A 19,966-nucleotide genomic window follows, 5' to 3' on the forward strand; every position below is an offset into this window, starting at 1 on the left:
TCAACTAAGGTGTATAAAAAATCAATAATAGTATCGCTAATTCTGGTTTATCTTGTGATAATTGCAGGTGCAGTTGTACGTATGACCGGCAGTGGAATGGGATGTCCCGACTGGCCTAAGTGTTTCGGATATATTATACCGCCTACAGAACAGAGTCAGTTAGATTGGCACGCAGATCAATCTTATAAAAAAGGGCAGGTTATTATTTATGAAGAGAGCCTGCGTATAGCTAAAGAAGATTTTAATACCGGTTCTGTATTTAATGCACAAAACTGGAATGGTTATGACAAGCACGATTATGCAATTTTTAATCCATGGCATACGTGGATTGAATATATTAACCGCCTCTTAGGAGCTCTGGCGGGTCTTGCTTTTCTGGTTATGCTAGGTGCTGCAATTTTTAAAGAACGTAATAGAAAACGCATTCTTTTATCCCTAAGCGCTGTAATTCTTATAGGATTTCAAGGATGGATAGGCGCTACTGTTGTTTACTCGGTTCTTTCACCGGTACGCATTACTATTCATATGGTTATTGCACTCTTCATTGTTGCCTTGCTAATTTATATGCTTTACGAGGCTACAAAGAAAACAGCGACTTATAAATTTGACAAGGCACTTAAAGTGGGTATGTTATTTGCTTTAATTCTTACACTCATACAAATTATATTAGGAACTCAGGTTAGACAACATATAGATGACACCATAGATGTGGTAGGATATGCTGCTAAATCACTTTGGTTAGAAAAGCCGGAACTCACTTTCTATATTCATCGCTCATTTTCAATAATCGTGTTTCTGTTAAATGCGTGGTTATTTTATAGAAATAAATCTTTAGTATTGGGACATCGCTCTTTTAAATGGGTGGTCAATTTAATTTCTTTAGAAATAATCACAGGTATTTTAATGTACTACTTTGACTTTCCATTTTTAACGCAACCGCTACACCTGGTAATAGCTTCTATTTTATTCGGAATTCAATTCTATATACTACTAACTGCGTTTAAAGAAAAAACAAACGTCTAGACAGCAACTGTTGTCTAAATTGTATCTTTACCCTCAACTTTTTTAAAAGGATGAGGGTAAACCTCAAAACTAAAAAATTCACTAATTCAGACTGAAAAGAGCAAGTTTAAAACCTTGTTCTGTTTTAAATTTAATGTTATGATTTACCGTTTTCGCATCATTCTCGATACCGAAGAAGATATTTTTAGAGATATAGAAATTGAACAATCTGCTACTTTTGAAGATTTGCACAACAGCATAACTCAAAGTTTTGGATTTGATGGTACAGAAATGGCTTCCTTTTATGTGAGTGATGATGAGTGGACGCAAGGTGAAGAAATTGCTTTATTTGATATGAGCGATGCAGAAATACCTCTGCGCACTATGCAGGATACTACACTAGAACAAATGCTTAATACAGATCAAAGACGTATGATTTACGTGTATGACTTCTTTAATCTATGGACGTTCTTTGTTGAGCTTGCTGAAATTACCGAAGCTGATGACAGCACCCTATATCCTAATTTAATGTATGTTTTTGGGCAAATTCCGGCACAAGCTCCAGAAACCGATTTTTCCGGAGATGAGAAAGATGCAGACGACGAGTTTGATGAAGATGATCCCTTTGATGATGATTATGACATCGAAGATTATGAAGGTCTCGACTTTGACGAAAACTGGAATTAAAAATAGACTTCAGATTGCAGACGCTAGAATTTAGGGAATCTGTCTAACTTCTAATATCTCAAATCTAAATACAAAAAAATAATGATCAATTTATATTCTACGCAGATAGAGTCACTCTCTATCCACCGTATTGGTAACAAAAGTCGTGGTGAAGGTGCTTTTTTATCTAAAGAGCGTTATGCTTTAAACGATGAGATTACACCGCTTTTAAAAGAATTTTTCTTTAAACCGTTTCGGGAGAAAGAAGAGAATTATTATCAATTTGTACACGAGTCTGATCTTGAATTTCACTCCCTTTCAAATTTAATTGCAGCGCTTTTTGCAGACCCAAGTAAATCTCACGAGATCTCTACTGAAATTGCAAAATTATTGTATGAGCAATCAAGCCACCCGCATATAAAGCCGGGTGAGGTCTACGTTGCGCATTTAGAAAATGTGATGCTAGACAATGAGAAAGTAGATGCTATAGGCATATTTAAGTCTGAATTAAAACAAGACTTTCTACAATTTGAAGAAGCCGAAAGCAATCTTAAAATGCAACTCGAGCAAGGCGTTAGCCTAAGTAAACTTGACAAGGGCTGCCTTATTTTTAACAAGAATGCAGATAATGGTTATAAAATATTATCTAGCGACTCAAACCGTTACGATACTAAATACTGGTTAGAAAATTTCTTAGGGGTTGATATGCTTGCAGATGAAAATTTCTACACCAAAAAATACCTTAAATTCTGTCAGGATTTTGCTAAAGATGTCGTGCTTCCTGCAGAAGATAAAAAGGAAGAAGTAATGTTTATGAATCGTGCCGTAAATCACTTTGCAAAAAACGACGAATTTGTAGAGCAGAATTTCATGAACGAAGTAATGGAAAATCCTGCACTCATTCCCGAGTTCAACAATTATAAACTAGAGAAAGCGCCTAAATATAAAATTGAAGACCTTACGACCTTCCCTATAGCAAATACCGCTGTAACTGCCGCTCGTAAAAAGATTAAAAGTGTTATTGAATTAGACACCCACATACAGATAAAGCTAGACTTTATTAATCCTGAAAGTGCCGAGAAATTTGTAGAAAAAGGATGGGATGAAGAACGCCAGATGTATTATTATCTGGTATATTTCAACAAAGAGCAGAAGTCTTAACACCTTTTAAAAAACACAAAACCCGAATCTTATTTAGATTCGGGTTTTGTGTTTTATAGACTTTATGCAAGTTCCTTAACCTGCTCCTGATAAGTTTTAATACGGTCACGCAGTTTTGCCGCTTCCATAAAGTCGAGCTCTTTTGCAGCAGATTCCATTTGTTTACGAGTGTCTCGTATGAGCTGCTCAAGTTTCGGCTTACTCATATAAGCAGTTTCCGGCTCTGCCGCCATATTTAATAATTCCTGAGCCTCTTGTTTAAATTTATCAGTTTTTGCCAATGCACTATCTAAAGATTTTTTGATTGCTACAGGCTTTAAACCATGTTCCTCATTAAAATTAATTTGTTTCTGGCGTCTGTAATTAGAATCATCTATAGTCTCCTGCATACTTCGTGTAATCTTATCAGCATACATAATAGCAAGACCATTAATATTACGCGCAGCACGACCTATAGTCTGCGTTAGCGAGCGGTTGCTTCTTAAAAACCCTTCTTTATCGGCATCTAAAATAGCTACAAGAGAAACCTCAGGTAAATCGAGACCTTCCCGAAGTAAGTTTACACCAACTAAAACATCAAATATACCTTTACGCAAATCAGACATTATCTCTACGCGCTCTAAGGTATCAACATCAGAGTGAATATAACGTGTTCTAATATTTACACGCGTAAAGTATTTGGTTAACTCCTCTGCCATACGCTTAGTAAGCGTAGTAACCAGTGTACGCTCATCTTTATCTACCCGCTTATTAATTTCTTCAATTAAATCATCTATCTGATTTAAACTGGGGCGTACCTCAACCACCGGATCTAATAATCCTGTAGGTCGTATAATCTGCTCAACATAGGTTCCTTCAGACTTTTGTAATTCATAATCTGCAGGTGTTGCACTCACATATATCACCTGATTCTGCAATTGCTCAAATTCTTCAAACTTTAGCGGACGGTTGTCCATTGCTGCGGGTAGTCTAAAACCGTACTCCACGAGATTTTCTTTACGACTGCGGTCACCGCCGTACATAGCACTAACTTGAGAAACGGTTACGTGACTCTCATCAACTACCATTAAATAATCATCTGGGAAGTAATCTAATAAACAGAATGGTCGTGTACCGGGCTCTCTTCCATCTAAATACCTCGAATAGTTTTCTATACCGCTACAGTAGCCTAGTTCTCGTATCATTTCCAAATCAAAATTGGTACGCTCTTCCAGACGCTTTGCTTCCAGATGTTTTCCTATTTCCTTGAAATAATCAACCTGCTTCACCATATCAGATCCTATTTGATTAATGGCACCCTGTAATCGGTCAGGACTGGTCACAAACATATTTGCAGGATAAATATTAAGACGGTCGTATTTTTCTAAAATCTCATTGGTTGTAACATCAAACGCTTCAATCTCTTCAATCTCATCTCCAAAAAAATGAACTCTAAAGGCGTGATCATCATATCCCGGAAATATATCTACGGTATCTCCCTTAATTCGGAAATTTCCGCGGTTAAAATCACCTGTAGTCCTACTGTATAAACTTTGAACTAATCGCTTCAGCAATTGCGTTCTGGAGATTACCATATCCTTTTCAATACTGATAACGTTCTTCTGAAATTCGACCGGGTTACCTATACCATACAAACAAGAAACCGAAGCTACCACAATGATATCCCGTCTTCCTGATAGTAAAGAAGAAGTTGTACTTAAACGTAATTTTTCGATCTCCTCATTAATGGAAAGGTCCTTTTCTATATACGTCCCAGAACTGGGTATGTAGGCTTCGGGCTGATAGTAATCGTAATAGGAAACAAAATACTCGACCGCGTTTTCAGGAAAAAAAGCTTTAAACTCACTATAAAGCTGTGCCGCAAGTGTTTTATTATGTGCAAGCACCAGTGTAGGTTTTTGAACCTCCTGTACCACATTTGCAACGGTAAATGTTTTACCACTACCGGTAACTCCTAACAAGGTCTGATACTGTTCACCGGCATCGATACCGTTAACCAGTTGCTTTATAGCTTCAGGTTGATCTCCTGCAGGCTTAAATTCTGAATGTATATTGAATTTCAAAGTATAGCAATTTTTCGCATCATCTGCGAGTTAAAATGGACGCCACATAGAACTTAAAAGCTTATCAGTTTTAATATTAACTGAAAGACGACTGCTCTATTTTAAACGCACTACAAAATTAAACTATTTGAGATTCAGCTAAAAGGATGTAAATCTTAGGAGAAACTTAAAGTTTTGCCCAAAATAGGTTAGCGTTTTAAGGTAAAATGGGATTTAAACACTCTGCCATCTTCTAAAACAACATCAAACCAGTAATCATCTGCTGGTGAGTTTACGCCTCTAACCGTACCATCCCAGCCTTCTCCCAGTGGATTGATTTCTTTTAATAGCTTACCGTACCGGTTAAATACCCGAATTACCGTACCGGGCTGAACCAGTTCACTAATTCCCTGAACTTGCCATGTATCGTGATATCCATCACCATTTGGTGTAAAGTACTTCATAAATCCTATAATACTAAACTCCTGCTCCACAATACCACAACCTTCTTTAGATCGCACATAAACCGTATGAAACCCGGGCAATAATCCTGTAAAAGTCGAGCTATCCTGATAGGGCCCTATAGCATCATCTAGCGTAAATTCAAAGTTACCATCCCCAGAGATTGTGATAACCGCTGTATTATTTTCGCTGGCGTCAGTTACTTCAATATTTTCAATAATTGCTAATTCCTTTTCTTCAATAGTAAAGGTTTCCTCTCTAAAACAACCCGTTAAAACATCTGTAACCCGCAAAGTATGCTCACCCGGTAAATTGGTTTGTAATTCTGGTGTGGTTTGCCCTTCTGGCAACCATAGATACGCATAGGTTCTCGATGTGTCCAGAAATGAATTGTCTGGCACATAAGTCTCTAATTCCGGAAAAACTGAAGCACAATAAAAAGCTTCCTCAGGAAGCGTAAAATCTGGTCTGGGATTTACCCGCAGTTCAAGTTGGCTTATTGCAAAACAAGCATTGTTGTTTTCTACGCGTGCGAATACAATTTGATTATAGGCTGTACTATTTGTGTATGCTACCGGTAAAAGTTCATTTGCATCTTCTAGCAACGCTCCGCGTTCTGTTAAGTAATAATGTATATCAGGAGTACCCGTACTGGCTCCAGACACTTGAGAATCTGCGTCACGCAGATTAAACGTAACAAAACCGGTATCATCAATATCACACTCCTCTAGAAGCCCTGTTGATGCTGCTGTACTGCTCACAACAAGATTTAAGGGGGCAGCTACAGCGCATCCTGCAGGATTAACTATACGTGCGTATAAAGTTTCAGAAGGTCTTTTATTTTCATATCCTACTGGCTCTATGGGATCAATATCTAATAGTGCCTGAGTTAAACTGGGGTGATACGTCACGCTCAAGTTAGGATCTGCGAGAGTAAAATCTGAATTTGCTTCATTTAGGTTAAATATACTTAAGCCATCAGCCGTTACAGAATCTTCACACTGAACCAATCGTGCCCCTGTAGATGCCTGTGGAAAAGCATAGTACGTAACCTCTGCATACCCTATTTTTTCACAACTGCCGTCATTAGGGTCGAGTCTAAATTCGTAATTTTCTGTGTATGGCAATGTAACACCGGCTGGTTGTCTAATATTTAATTCAAAGGTTGTCTCACGGGGTATAAGATTATCATTTAAATACCAGCTGTACGTGGCACCAGGAACTGCTTCATATTTTAACGTATACGTATCGCCGTCACAAAGTGCTAACTTTTTAGAATCTGTACTGTTTTGAATGATATCTAACTCATTAAACAACGATTGATTAAAAGGTGGTAAGCCTTGAAAACTAATGCCGCTTCCCAGATTTATTGCGCGATCTCTATAATTTGCAGCAACACCGGCGGCATTAGGATTATCTATAACTCCTAAATATGGTAAGCCTACTGAGTAAGCTAAACTCAACGTACGGTAAATTTTACCATCAGGAGCTAACTGAAGGCTGCCGCGGTAACTCCCTTGCTGATCTAATATAACCTGACTGGCACTTATATCTGCGGCTTCTGTATCGTATTGAATTAGCGATGAAAAGTGATTACCTACTTCAGGTTCATCTGAACCGTTAGAACTATGAACATACAGATATTTATTATTAGGTGAAAACTCAACACCGTATGATGCCTTATTTGGCCCATCTATTGACAATTGCTGAAGATTGCTTGCCATACCGGTTGCAGAGTCAAAATCTGTAAGATATAAACCAAAAAACATATTAGCTATCGCCAGTTGCTTCCCGTCTGGAGAAAATTTCATGTTTCCTCTACGATCTTCAATTGCCAGAGAAAGATTTGATTTAACAGGAGTTAATTGAATGCCAGAATCATTTAATTCATAAGCATACAGCGTACTTATAACCTCTTCATTTCCGCTTGAAGAAGAGAATGCCACCATCCACACACTATTAGTAACACAACTTTTAATAACAGCACTTAATTTTTCTGAAGCAAAATTTAAGAGTTTTCTGTTTTTAACGGTGACTTCTCCCTGAGGATTAGAATTAAAATTGACAATACTATAATTTAATCCATCGTCTTTATCAGTCTCGCGTAAACGGGTGTCTATAGTAAAAATATAATAAATACCCGGGGTATTAGGTTGTGGTATTATAATAGCAGACTGCGTGCTTGAGGCATTACCAAACAGGCCTGTGCCATTAATCATAACAGTATGGTTAGCCGTATAAACTGTCTGACCATCAGTATAGAAAAGCAAACTGCCATTATCATCTGAGATGGTCGCACAACCTTCTAAGGTATCTAATTGACCATCAGTTAATACCTGTGGAGTTGAGTTATTAAAATTAAGACCTGCGCCTTTGCCAAAATACCAGTTATTAGCCTGGCTTTGAGCATTTAATTGTACAACAAAGAGTAGGAAAAGAATGTAAAGAACATTCTGTTTTAGCGTATTTTTTTTCAACTGCACTTATTTTTCGTACAATTTAAACCTTTAAAATCATAAATAAAAAAACTATCGCTCACAAGATTTTTATTGCGATTAAAGGGAACTAATTGCTACAAATCCCGCTTTTTAAGCAGTGCATAAGCGCCATAAATAAAAATGAAGATCCATACCGAAACAATAACTACTTCATACCAGTGTACTGCGTAATCTATACTTATATCTGCCTGTAATTGTGTGGCTGCGGCTTCAATAAAATTGAGCCGTTGAAAAGGAAGATTAATTAAATTTTTCATCGCTTCAAGCGGAAAAAACTGAACAATTCCATCTGCTAACTCGGCACTGGTTTTCCACCTTAAAATTCCGTAGATGATGTTTTCAAAAATCCACCAGACAAACAAAAAGCCCAGAGCAAAAGCAGAACGCTTTACTAAAACGCCCAGAAATAAACAGAAAGAAAAGAAACCTACAAGTTTTAAAAAGTAAGCGACCAGAAATTCCATCTCGCGGGTAACAATACTAAACTCGGTATAATCTGAAAAAGAATACCCTAAAATTAGCGTCATTACAAAGATGAAAAATGTAGAAAGTAATGCAAAAGCAACAACGGTATAAAATTTAGAAAGCATAAATTCTTTCTTACTCAACCCATCAATTAGGTTTTGCTTTAACGTTCTGTTACTATATTCATTAGAAATCATCGAGACAATTACAATCGCCAAAAAGAATTTTAATGTTGCCGCAACCCAGGTATTAAAATGCCAAATAAACGGAAAATTGAAAATACCCTGATCTGCTATACGTATTTGAAAGTCACCCAAGTTAAATTCAATAGAGGCGATAAGTGCAATGAATGAAAGAATTACAAAATAGGCGATACTCAATACTTTTGAGGACCTGCTGTGTTTTAATTTGTAAAATTCTATGGTAAGTAATCGTAGCATGTAGGTGCTTAGTTTAGTTTGGCTGTAAGTTGTAAAAATTGCTCTTCAAGGCTTTCTTTGCGCATCACCAGATGGGAAAGAACAATATGTTTTTCAAATAAATAGCTGTTTAAAGCTTCCGCAGAAAGTGGATTTTTGAGAAATGCGGTTATTAAACCATTCTCTTCTTTTAAAGATGCAAAATCAGGATGTGTTTCTAAGGCTAAAATAAGATCTTGTTGTCGCTCACAGCGCAATTCAAAAAAGCCGTGACTGGCGTTTAATTCATCTACAGGACCAGCGTATAATTTAATTCCGTTTCTAATTATGACCACATGCGAACATACCTTTTCAACCTCATCAAGTAAATGGGATGCAAGAAGAATGGTGGTTCCGCCAGAAGCGATATTCTTTATAATCTCTCGTATTTGATGAATTCCCTGTGGGTCAAGACCATTCGTTGGTTCGTCTAAAATTAAAATTTCAGGATCATTTAATAAAGCTGAAGCAATAGCGAGTCGCTGCTTCATACCTAAAGAAAAGGTGCTAAACTTACTATCCTTACGATCTAAGAGATGTACGATTTCTAATTTTTCGTCAATCTTTGAAGGATCTACATCTTTAATGGTGCATACTAACTTAAGATTTTGTGCAGCCGTCATATAGGGGTAAAAGTTAGGACGCTCTATTATTGCTCCTACTTTTTTTAAGGCGTTATGGGTTGTATCACTACCATCAAACCACCTAAAATCTCCAGACGTGGCATTTACAACATTGAGTACCATACCCAGCGTGGTGGACTTACCACTACCGTTAGGTCCTAAAATGCCGTAAACATTTCCCTTTTCAATAGTGAAACTCAGATCGTTTACAGCTTTAACTTTACCGTAATGCTTTGTGAGGTTTTTAAGAGTAAGAATTGTATCCAAAAGCGTAATTTTAAGATTAGCGTTCTTTAACAAGACGAGCACAAACCTGTTTTGTTACAGCACTTAATTACCTTTGTACAAATCCCTTTTGACTATGGAAGACAAATTAATGTCACGTAAAAAACCTACTTACCCTATTAATGATACACTCAAAGAGTATTTGACTAAGTATAATAGGGAAATTAAAATACCTGTATTTTACGAAGATCTTCTCCGTTTTTCTGGCGGAATAAATATTTATGACAAGAACGATAATGATACTTTATGGATAAGTGTTTATTATTCTGAATTTGAACGCGAGGAACTTGAAGAAAGTTTAAAACGGGTATATACCATTCTACATTCAGATGGTAGTGAAAGCATGTTGCCTTTCTTAAAAGTTGCTGCGATTGACTATTGCACGTTTGGAAACTCAAAACCCTTCCGTATCAAAATAAATAATATCTATAATGATAACTATACCTACTTCTATGTTAAAAAGGCAGACGCCAGTAGAGTTTATGGTCTAGACCTCGAACACATTTTATCTCCTAACCGTATTAACTTTTTGGTTTATAAAGACACGTTGATTGAAGAGCATATAGTAGGAATTCCCGGTGATGTTTTTATTTCTGAATATTTAGACAAATGTGATGATGTGGGCAAAGCCCAACTTGCAAAAGAATTTGTAAAATTTAACGAGCGTTGCATGATACTACTTTTGGGTGATATGCGCTCGTATAATTATGTGGTTATTCCTACTCATGATTTTGATCATATTAAATATAAAATACGTGCTATAGATTTTGACCAGCAGTGTTTTGAAGGAAATTATAAAGTATACAAACCTCATATTTTTAAAGAAAACTTTAAAATGGTTGATCTCGTATCTAACCGTCTGCGTGATAAATCTATAGAGCAATACCGTGAGGAAGAGCGCGCAGTATTGGCTAAACGTATTATAACATCAAAAAACAGATTGCGTAGACTTCTTAAATGTATGAGTCAGGATACCATCTCTACCGAAGAAAACTTACACAACCTTCGTGGTCAATTGTACGAGTACACTATGGATATGAAATTTAAAAGAGCCCAATCTATGGGGCAAATTGTAAAAACAGCTCTTGCCTTTGTAAAACGTAATTATGAAGATGTGAGTATGAAGCGAATTATGCAAGCACGATATTAAATAAAAAAACCGGTCAAACGACCGGTTTTTTTATGCTTAAGCATTACACTTTAATAAACGATAGGTTTAAAGTGTTCTTTATTAGTGCTGTGTTTAGAAAAATTAGCTGCGGTTTCTATAAGCGCTAAATGAGAGTAAGCCTGCGGAAAATTACCCAGCAAACGCTTTGTTTTAAAATCTATATCTTCACTAAATAAGCCTAAATGATTGCTATATGAGAGTAGCTGATCAAAATAACGAATTGCTTTTTCCTCTTCTCCTATTTTATATAAACTATCAATTAGCCAAAACGTACAAATGGTAAAAGATGAATTAGGCTCCCCAAAATCGTCATTGTTTTTATAACGATACATCAAACCGTCTTTACATAACTCCCGCTCTGTAGCCTGTACAGTCGAGATATACCGCGGGTCTTTTGCTTCTAAAAAGCCATATTGCTCCATAAGTAAAGTTGAAGCGTCTAAATCTTCAGAACCGTACGACTGCGTGTAAGCCTGCTTTTCCTCGTTCCAGGCATTTGCGCAAATATCATCGTGTATTTCTTTACGCAGATCTTCCCATTCTCCAAGATTACCGCGTTCTAAAACACAGGCTATTTTTATAGCTCGGTCTATAGCTACCCAGCATAACAGTTTTGAGAAAGTAAAATGACGGTCCTCGGTACGCAGTTCCCAGATTCCTTTATCTGCCTCTTTCCAATGTTGTTTTACAATTTTTACAATCCCCAGAATGATCATCCACAATTCTTCACTATTGTCTAGTGTAGTCTCAAACTGAACAAATTGCTGATAGATGACCTCCATCAAAATTCCGTAGATATCATTTTGTTTTTGAACATACGCGGCATTACCTATACGTACCGGAGCAGAATTTTTATATCCAGACAGGTGGTCTAAGGTTTCTTCGGTAAGTGTTTTTTCACCGTTAATACCATACATAATCTGCATTTTCTCATCTTTGTCTGGCAGTGTATCTATGATAAATTGTAAAAATTTACGAGCAGATTTTGTGTGTCCAAGACTAGAAATTACGCGTATTACCATAGAGGCGTCCCGCACCCAGCAAAAACGGTAATCCCAGTTGCGCACTTCCCCAATAGTTTCCGGTAATGAGGTGGTAGCCGCAGCGAGTACAGCCCCAGACTTTTCAAACGTAAGAGCTTTTAGCGTGAGCGCACTTCGCATAATTTCCTTTTGATACAAACTGTATTTTGTGGTTTTATCAGACCAGTTCATCCAGTAAACTTTTGTACGCTGAAATTTTAAATACGCTCTATCCAGCGACTGTTCCATCAATTTCTCGTGATAAGACATCAAAATAAAAGCGTTGCTTTCTAATGAAATCTTAGCTCCTTCTAATATAGAACTGTGATCTATATCTGTATATAAGTATAGTGAGTCATACTTGCCTTCTTCGGTGTAACTCTCTATATAATTTGTTTTATCAACTGTTATAGTCTTATTCTTAGCATATTCTAGTTTAGGGTCGTAATTACATACAAACGAGGGTTTCCCTTTTACCAGACGAATAAAACGAATTATATCTGGTGGAGCGTAAAACTTACCATCTGCTTTCTCATAACGGGGCATAAAATCAAAAACCTCAAAAGCATCATCGCCATTGTCATACATGGTACGCAAAATGTTAGTATCCCACATGTATTTTTGGGTAATTGTATAGTCATCAGTTACATCAAAACTTTGAAATCCTCCTTTCTCTTCGTCAAGTAATTTTGCAAATACAGAGGGAGAATCAAAAATGGGTAAACAACACCAGTCTATTGAACCTTTGTCAGATATCAAAGCTGCACTTCTACAATTTCCTATTATTCCATAATTTAAATTATCCATAAAATATTTAAAGTTCTAAAGTTCTATTAAACGGGTAGCCTAGAAGCTATTGTTTTCCGAAATTTAAGCATTAACAAAAAAATTAATCCGCTATCTCCTGTTTTTATGAGTAAAACTATCATTATATCAAATCGACTACCCTTACAATTACAAATTGATAACAAAACAATTAATGCGACTCCAAGTGTAGGTGGTTTAGCTACCGGAATGAAGTCTGTGCACAGAGACAGCAACGGAGTTTGGATAGGCTGGACCGGTCTAACTGAAGAAGAAATACCGGCAAATCTGCTTGATGATGTTATCGAAGCAACTATTAAAGAACAATGTATTCCTGTATCACTTACTAAAGAAGATATAGACGGCTTCTATTACGGCTTCTCCAACCGTACCATCTGGCCGCTATTTCATTATTTTATGGAATATACTGAATTTGAAAAACAAAGTTGGCAGAGTTATGTTACCGTAAATGAAAAATACGCAGAAGTTGTTTTAGACAATATAGAAGAAGGAGATACCGTGTGGGTGCACGATTACCAGTTAATGTTGCTTCCGGCAATGATTAAAAAGAAACGCCCTGATGTGCAAATAGGCTTTTTTCTGCATATACCCTTCCCATCTTATGAAGTATTTAGAACACTTCCGTGGAGAGAGGAAATTCTTAAAGGTTTATTAGGTTCAGACTTAATAGGCTTTCACACCTATGATTATCAGCGTCATTTTTTAAGTTCGGTGTCCCGTATTTTAAGACATGAAGTAGGGTTTAATGAGATTACTTTAAAAGATCGCATTGTTACCGTAAACTCATTCCCTATGGGTATTGATTATAACAAATTTGCTGAAGCAGCGGCAAAACACGATGCTACTAAAAATCAGTCAGAATTACAACGTAGACTTGATCTGCATATAGATACAACCCCAGACGCTAAAATGATTCTATCTATAGACCGTCTGGATTATAGTAAAGGTATTGCCAATCGTCTTAGAGCTTACGAGTATTTTTTAGAAAAGTACCCCGAGTTTAAAGAGAAAGTTCGTCTTGTAATGCTAGCAGTTCCCTCCCGCTCTAATGTTCCACAATATCAATTGCTGAAAAAAGAAATTGACGAACTCGTAGGTCGTATCAACGGAAAATTTGCATCGGTAAGCTGGACGCCTATCTGGTATTTCTATCGTTCAATGCCTTTTGAAAATCTCATTGACTTGTATACTACTTGTGAAGTAGCACTGTTAACGCCTATACGTGATGGTATGAATCTGGTTGCTAAAGAATATATTGCAACCCGCACAAATCAAACTGGTGTGCTTATTTTGAGTGAAATGGCAGGTGCTGCACAAGAAATGAGTGAAGCTTTGATTATTAACCCTAATAATTTTGAAGAAATAGCAGATGCTTTAAAGCAGGCTATAGAAATGCCCGAAGCAGAACAGGTAAAACGCAATAAATTTTTACAAAAAAGACTAAAACGTTACAATGTAGAAAAATGGGCAGATGATTTTATGACAATCCTCAACGACACAAAACATAAATCTGATATTGTGAAAGCTATACGTATGACTGAAAATCAAGAAAATGAAATGCTTGCTGCTTATAAAGATTCTGAGAAGCGCATCCTATTTTTAGATTATGACGGCACCTTGAGAGCTTTTGTAAACAATCCCGAAGATGCAAGCCCTGATGATGATCTACTCGAATTAGTAAATACCATTCAAGCCAAACCCAATACAGAAGTGGTAATCATTAGCGGCCGGGATCGCCACACCTTAGGAACCTGGTGGCAGGATATCCCAATTACGCTAATTGCTGAGCACGGCGTCTGGAAGAGACCTACAGGAGGCGAATGGGCAGTAACAGAGAATCTAAAAAACGATTGGATGGATACCGTGCGACCTATTTTAGAAAAGTTTGTAGACCGTACTGCAGGTACATTTATTGAAGAAAAAAACTACAGTCTGGCCTGGCATTATCGCAATGCAGATCCTGATTTAGGTGAAATTAGAGCAAGTGAGCTTTCTTCAGTTTTAAAAGAACTTTCTGCTAATAATGATTTGGGAGTTTTAGACGGAAACAAAGTTCTTGAAATTAAAAACAGTACCATTCATAAAGGAAAAGCGGTGACAAAGCATATTTTTGAAAAAGACTATACCTTTCAGTTTGCAATAGGTGATGACTGGACAGATGAGTATATGTTTCAGGATTTGCCCAACGAGGCCTACACCATAAAAGTAGGTTTACAAAAAACAGCTGCAAAATATTATGTAGATGATACCGATCGTGTACGCGATTTATTAAAGAAATTTGCTGCTCAAGACTAAAAAAAAAAGTAAAATATAACCATGAAAAACGCTTACACTTTTGCATTCCTTTTGTGTTTTGGGTCTTTATTAGCCCAAAATAATGTTCCGTCACAAACAGATTTACGTATCTACGGAATCATTGACGCAGTCTCTGCTACTAATATTGAAAAAGATGTGCGTGCGCTCGCAGATTTTGGCACACGTAACACGTTTAGCGATACTCTTAGTGACACGCGCGGTATAGGTGCTGCCCGAAGATATATTAAAGCAGAATTTGAGAAAACCTCTAAAAACTGCAACTCGTGTCTTGAGGTTTTTTACCAGAAGGATTTAGTTACTCCAGAAATGGGAAATCGCATTCCTAAAGAAACCTATGTTGTAAATGTAGTTGCCATTCAGCGCGGAACTAAATATCCCAATCGTTATGTGATAATGAGCGGCGATATCGATTCGCGCGCTAGCAATACGATGGACTTTGAAACAGATGCTCCCGGAGCTAATGACAATGCCAGCGGTATGGCCGGCACTTTAGAAGCAGCTCGCGTTCTCTCTAAATATAAGTTTGAGAACAGCATAATTTATGTTGGACTTTCTGGTGAAGAACAGGGCCTTTTTGGTGGGAAAGGTCTTGCTGATTATGCAAAACGTAAAGGCTGGGATATCATCGGAATTTTAAATAATGACATGATAGGTAATATTGAGGGTGTTGACGGTGTAATTAGCAATCGTGATTTTAGAATTTTTTCAGAGCCCGTTCCCGCTAATGAAACTGAAAAACAACGCAATGCTCGCAGATTTTACGGCGGTGAAGTTGATGGTATTTCACGTCAGTTAGCACGTTATATTCATAAAAATGTATCTAATTACATGCCAGAAATGAACCCGATGATGATTTATCGTTTAGATCGTTTTGGGAGAGGTGGTCACCATAGGCCTTTTAATGATTTAGGTTTCGCTGGAATACGTATTATGGAAGCTCACGAAAATTACACACAACAACATCAAGACATTCGTATCGAAGACGGTATTGAATTTGGGGATACAGTAGAACACGTAAACTTTCCTTATGCAGCAAAGCTTACCGCAGTTAACGCGATAAATTTGGCAAGTCTTGCCTGGGCTCCTCCATCGCCCCAAACTGTTGAAATAGGTGGTATTGTTGAGGCCGATGTAAAACTTAAATGGTCTAAAGTTGATGGTGCTGCAGGCTATAAAATCTATTGGAGAGACACTACCTCACCTACCTGGGATCATAGCAGGTTTGTAGGTGATGTTTCTGAAGCAACATTAGATGGTATTGTAATAGATAATTCATTCTTTGGTGTGGCTGCCGTTGGTGCAAATGGCCACGAAAGTCTGGTTGTTTTTCCTAATGCGATACTCCGATAGAAATCTTTAAATAGATAAGTACTTTTACTTTTGAGAATGCTTTTAAAAATGGCTAATTCAAAAATCAATAAAGTCTAGCACATAAATTATTAGATGCTCATTTTATATTTCAAATCAAAAAACGCTACGCTCTTGTTTAAAACTTTTAGTATTAAAAATTTAATGTCAGCGCTGTTAATAATCTTACTTTTTAGCAGTTGCGCAGAGGCTCAGGCAATACAAAATAAATATACTCGTGCAGACACGCTGCGAGGAAGTATAACTCCAGAACGCGAATGGTGGGATGTAACTCATTATGATTTAGCCGTAACTATTGAACCTGATAAAGAATTTATTTCCGGAGTAAATACAGTCAGTTATGAGGTATTAAAACCTAATCAGACACTTCAAATTGATCTGCAAAAACCTATGAAGTTAACACACGCGGCTCAAGATGGTAAGACCTTATCTTTTACCAATGAAGGTGCTGCACATTTTATAACGCTTTTAAAAAAACAAAAGAAAGGTGCAAAAAACACATTAGAACTTACTTTTGAAGGTATTCCTGTTGTTGGAGCCAGACTTCCCTGGGATGGCGGCTGGACCTGGCAAAAAGATGCCAATGGAAAAACTTTTGCAGCCAATGCAAATCAAGGGATTGGATCCTCTATTTGGTGGCCCAATAAAGATATTCCGTATGATGAGGTTAGTGGTTTAGACTTGCACTTAACCGTACCAAAGGGACTTATGGCTATAGGAAACGGTACACTTATTGATTCTACATCTACTAATGAAACGACAACCTATAACTGGAAGGTTAAAAACCCAATCAATAGTTATGGAGTAAGTGCAAATATTGCTGATTACGCCCATTTTTCTGAAACATATACTGGCGAAAAAGGCGTATTAGATTTAAACTATTATGTATTAAAAGAAAATCTAGAAAAGGCAAAAAAGCAATTTAAACAGGTGCCTATGATGCTCAAAGCTTTTGAGCATTGGTTTGGTCCTTATCCTTTCTACGAGGATGGCTACAAACTGGTTGAAGTGCCCTATTTAGGTATGGAGCATCAAAGTAATGTAACCTACGGAAACCGCTATGAGAATGGCTATTTAGGTCGCGATCTTTCCGGGTCTGGATGGGGATTAAAATTTGATTTTATAATTATCCACGAGTCTGGTCACGAGTGGTTTGCAAACAATATAACTAATAAGGATGTAGCAGATATGTGGGTTCACGAAGGGTTTACTGCGTACTCAGAAAATCTATATGTTGATTATTATTTTGGAAAGGAAGCTTCTGCAGAATATGTAATAGGTACTCGTTTTGCAATTAGCAATGACCGCCCTATTATAGGAACCTATGGGGTAGATCAGGAAGGTAGTGGTGATATGTATTATAAAGGTGCTAATATCTTGCACACATTGCGTCAACTCATTGAAGATGACGAAAAATGGCGCCAAATTTTGAGAGGATTAAATACCGAATTCTATCACCAGACGGTTACCTCTGCTCAGGTTGAAAATTATATAAGTAAAGAAAGTGGGATTAATCTAACCCAGTTTTGGGATCAGTATTTACGCACTATATTAATTCCTGAATTACAATATAAAATCAAAGAAAACACACTAGAATTTAGATATGTTGATATCGTGGAAGGTTTTGATATGCCGGTTCAGGTCAACGTAAATGGTATAGAAAAATGGATCACTCCAACTGCAGAATGGCAATCTGAATCATTTGAAAAAACTATTACCGATTTTAAAGTAGATCCTGATTTTTATATTGAATCAAGAGAAATAAAATAACATGTCTAATCTACCGCTACTTTATTTCAAAAATGCTGAAGCATGGCGAGCGTGGTTACATTTAAATCACGATTCTAGCTCAGGAGTAGAATTAATTTTCTATAAAGTAACCTGTGAAGAAGAAAGTATGCGATGGGAAGAGGCTGTAAAAGTTGCGATCTGTTACGGATGGATTGACAGCACGGTACGCAAACTGGATGATAAAAGACGCAAGCAGTATTTCTGCAAACGCAAGCCAAAAAGCGTCTGGAGTGCCGTTAACAAGGGCTATGTAGAAGAACTATATAATAATGATTTAATTCATCCCAGCGGACATAAGGCTATTATAACTGCAAAAGAAAATGGTTCGTGGACAGCTCTTGACAATGTAGAAGAAGGCATTATACCTGAAGATCTACAGGTTGCATTCACTCATAACCCAGAAGCTTTTGACAATTATCAAAATTTTGCAAAGGGATATCAAAAAAGTTATCTCTACTGGCTTAATCAGGCTAAACGTCAGGATACTCGAAACAAACGCATAAACGAAATTATTAATTTATGCTTCAAAAATAAAAAGCAACGATCTTAATAGTTAGGTTATAAAAAAGCCCAGTACAAATGTATTGGGCTTTTTTACATTTAAGTTCATTAAAAATTACTTCACTGAAAATTTAAATGAAGTTTGGGTTTTATAGGTTTCTCCCGGTTTTAATACAGTGCTAGGAAACTCAGGTTGATTAGGTGAATCCGGGTAATGCTGGGTTTCTAAGCAAAATCCGCTTCGGTATGCATACGTACTTGTACCACCTTTTTGAGTTAGCGTTCCATCTAAGAAATTACCGGTGTAAAACTGTATAGCAGGCTCTGTGGTTTCCACTTCAAGAAAACGTCCACTTTCAGAATCGTAGGCAGTTGCCGCAAGTCGCATTTGACCGTCTTCCCCATTTAGTATCCAACAATGATCGTAACCTTTACCTTTTGCTAACTGATCATTCTCAGCATCAATATCAGTCTTAATAAGTTTTGGTGTATTAAAATCAAATGGTGTCCCTTCTACTGTAGCTAATTCACCTGTTGGAATAAGCGTCTCATCTACCGGAAGGTATTGATCTGCATTAAGCATCACTTCGGTATCTAAAATGGTATTATTAAAATCTCCAGAAAGATTAAAATAAGTGTGTTGTGTTAAATTAACCACCGTAGTCTTGTCTGTTTGTGCCTCGTAATCTATTAATAATGTATTATCTGAAAGCAATGTATACGTGACAATTGTCTGCAAATTACCGGGATACCCCTGATCACCGTCTTTACTCAAATAGGTGAGCTTCAAGCCTACAGTATCGCCATCTTTTACTTCTTCTGCAGTCCAGATCACTTTATCAAAACCCGCTCCACCGTGTAAACTATTAGGACCATCGTTTGTAGGTAACTGATATTCTGTACCATCAAGACTAAATTTTCCTTTTGCGATTCGGTTTCCATAACGGCCTATAATAGCTCCAAAAAATGGCGGATTTCCGCTCGTATATTGAGCTAAATTATCAAAGCCTAAAACCACATCTTGAAAGGTACTGTCTTTACCAGGTGCTTTTAAACTTGTTATAATGCCTCCATAGGTAATGATGTCAACCTCCATTCCATTTACATTAACTAGCTTGTATTTATCTACTGTGATACTGTCTAATTTGCCAAACTCAGTTTTAGTAATAGAAGCTTCGGGCATTTCGGCAACAACTGCCGTTTCTTCTTTCTTGGTATTATTTTTACAATTTACCAGCGAAAGTGTCATTGCCAGCACTACCGGAACGACTAAAAAATTCTTATATATTTTCATAATTCTAATAGTTTAG

At 37.0% G+C, this 19,966-nt stretch carries 14 protein-coding genes; 8 read left to right on the forward strand and 6 right to left on the reverse strand.

Annotation, left to right across the window (positions count from 1 at the left end):
• The first annotated feature begins 9 nt into the window (after nt 1-9).
• The 3 genes from P164_RS07580 to P164_RS07590 all read left to right on the forward strand — a co-directional run bounded on the left by P164_RS07580 (nt 10) and on the right by P164_RS07590 (nt 2,829).
• Nucleotides 10-1,023, forward strand: a complete 1,014-nt coding sequence (locus P164_RS07580; RefSeq protein ID WP_028375836.1) for a COX15/CtaA family protein — start codon at nt 10-12, stop codon at nt 1,021-1,023.
• A 138-nt stretch (nt 1,024-1,161) separates the two neighbouring features.
• On the forward strand, nt 1,162-1,689 hold the full coding sequence (locus P164_RS07585; protein WP_028375837.1) for an IS1096 element passenger TnpR family protein: 528 nt from the start codon (nt 1,162-1,164) through the stop codon (nt 1,687-1,689).
• An 81-nt stretch (nt 1,690-1,770) separates the two neighbouring features.
• Nucleotides 1,771-2,829, forward strand: a complete 1,059-nt coding sequence (locus tag P164_RS07590; protein WP_028375838.1) for a nucleoid-associated protein — start codon at nt 1,771-1,773, stop codon at nt 2,827-2,829.
• A gap of 62 nt (nt 2,830-2,891) precedes the next feature.
• Here the strand turns inward: P164_RS07590 and uvrB are convergent, their stop codons facing one another.
• From uvrB to P164_RS07610, 4 genes are all read right to left on the reverse strand, one after another.
• Nucleotides 2,892-4,892 carry an excinuclease ABC subunit UvrB gene (gene uvrB, locus P164_RS07595; protein WP_028375839.1) on the reverse strand — a complete coding sequence of 667 codons (2,001 nt, stop codon included), beginning with the start codon at nt 4,890-4,892 and terminating at the stop codon, nt 2,892-2,894.
• Between the two features lie 188 nt (nt 4,893-5,080).
• On the reverse strand, nt 5,081-7,810 hold the full coding sequence (locus P164_RS07600; protein ID WP_035899414.1) for a T9SS type B sorting domain-containing protein: 2,730 nt from the start codon (nt 7,808-7,810) through the stop codon (nt 5,081-5,083).
• A 95-nt stretch (nt 7,811-7,905) separates the two neighbouring features.
• Nucleotides 7,906-8,736 (reverse strand): ABC transporter permease, encoded by an 831-nt coding sequence (locus P164_RS07605; RefSeq protein ID WP_028375841.1) that lies wholly within the window; start codon nt 8,734-8,736, stop codon nt 7,906-7,908.
• 8 nt (nt 8,737-8,744) lie between these two features.
• Nucleotides 8,745-9,644 (reverse strand): ABC transporter ATP-binding protein, encoded by a 900-nt coding sequence (locus P164_RS07610; protein WP_028375842.1) that lies wholly within the window; start codon nt 9,642-9,644, stop codon nt 8,745-8,747.
• Between the two features lie 94 nt (nt 9,645-9,738).
• Here P164_RS07610 and P164_RS07615 point away from each other — a divergent pair, with 94 nt between their 5' ends.
• Nucleotides 9,739-10,812 (forward strand): hypothetical protein, encoded by a 1,074-nt coding sequence (locus P164_RS07615; protein ID WP_028375843.1) that lies wholly within the window; start codon nt 9,739-9,741, stop codon nt 10,810-10,812.
• Nucleotides 10,813-10,862: 50 nt separating this feature from the next.
• On the opposite strand, the gene P164_RS07620 is transcribed toward P164_RS07615, so the two are convergent.
• Nucleotides 10,863-12,662 (reverse strand): glycoside hydrolase family 15 protein, encoded by a 1,800-nt coding sequence (locus P164_RS07620; RefSeq protein ID WP_028375844.1) that lies wholly within the window; start codon nt 12,660-12,662, stop codon nt 10,863-10,865.
• A 105-nt stretch (nt 12,663-12,767) separates the two neighbouring features.
• Between P164_RS07620 and P164_RS07625 the strand changes: the two genes are divergently transcribed.
• The 4 genes from P164_RS07625 (at nt 12,768) to P164_RS07640 (ending at nt 18,705) form a co-directional block, all read left to right on the forward strand.
• Nucleotides 12,768-14,975 carry a bifunctional alpha,alpha-trehalose-phosphate synthase (UDP-forming)/trehalose-phosphatase gene (locus P164_RS07625; RefSeq protein WP_028375845.1) on the forward strand — a complete coding sequence of 736 codons (2,208 nt, stop codon included), beginning with the start codon at nt 12,768-12,770 and terminating at the stop codon, nt 14,973-14,975.
• Between the two features lie 21 nt (nt 14,976-14,996).
• Nucleotides 14,997-16,346, forward strand: coding sequence for a M28 family peptidase (locus P164_RS07630; RefSeq protein ID WP_028375846.1), 1,350 nt, complete (start codon nt 14,997-14,999; stop codon nt 16,344-16,346).
• A gap of 162 nt (nt 16,347-16,508) precedes the next feature.
• Nucleotides 16,509-18,134 (forward strand): M1 family metallopeptidase, encoded by a 1,626-nt coding sequence (locus P164_RS07635; protein WP_035899602.1) that lies wholly within the window; start codon nt 16,509-16,511, stop codon nt 18,132-18,134.
• A 1-nt stretch (nt 18,135) separates the two neighbouring features.
• Nucleotides 18,136-18,705, forward strand: a complete 570-nt coding sequence (locus P164_RS07640) for a YdeI/OmpD-associated family protein (RefSeq protein ID WP_028375848.1) — start codon at nt 18,136-18,138, stop codon at nt 18,703-18,705.
• A gap of 66 nt (nt 18,706-18,771) precedes the next feature.
• On the opposite strand, the gene P164_RS07645 is transcribed toward P164_RS07640, so the two are convergent.
• Entirely contained in the window at nt 18,772-19,950 is a 1,179-nt protein-coding gene (locus P164_RS07645; RefSeq protein ID WP_028375849.1) for an aldose epimerase family protein, read from the reverse strand.
• Between the last annotated feature and the right edge of the window lie 16 nt (nt 19,951-19,966).

This window comes from Leeuwenhoekiella sp. MAR_2009_132 (assembly GCF_000687915.1).
Taxonomy (GTDB): Bacteria; Bacteroidota; Bacteroidia; order Flavobacteriales; family Flavobacteriaceae; genus Leeuwenhoekiella.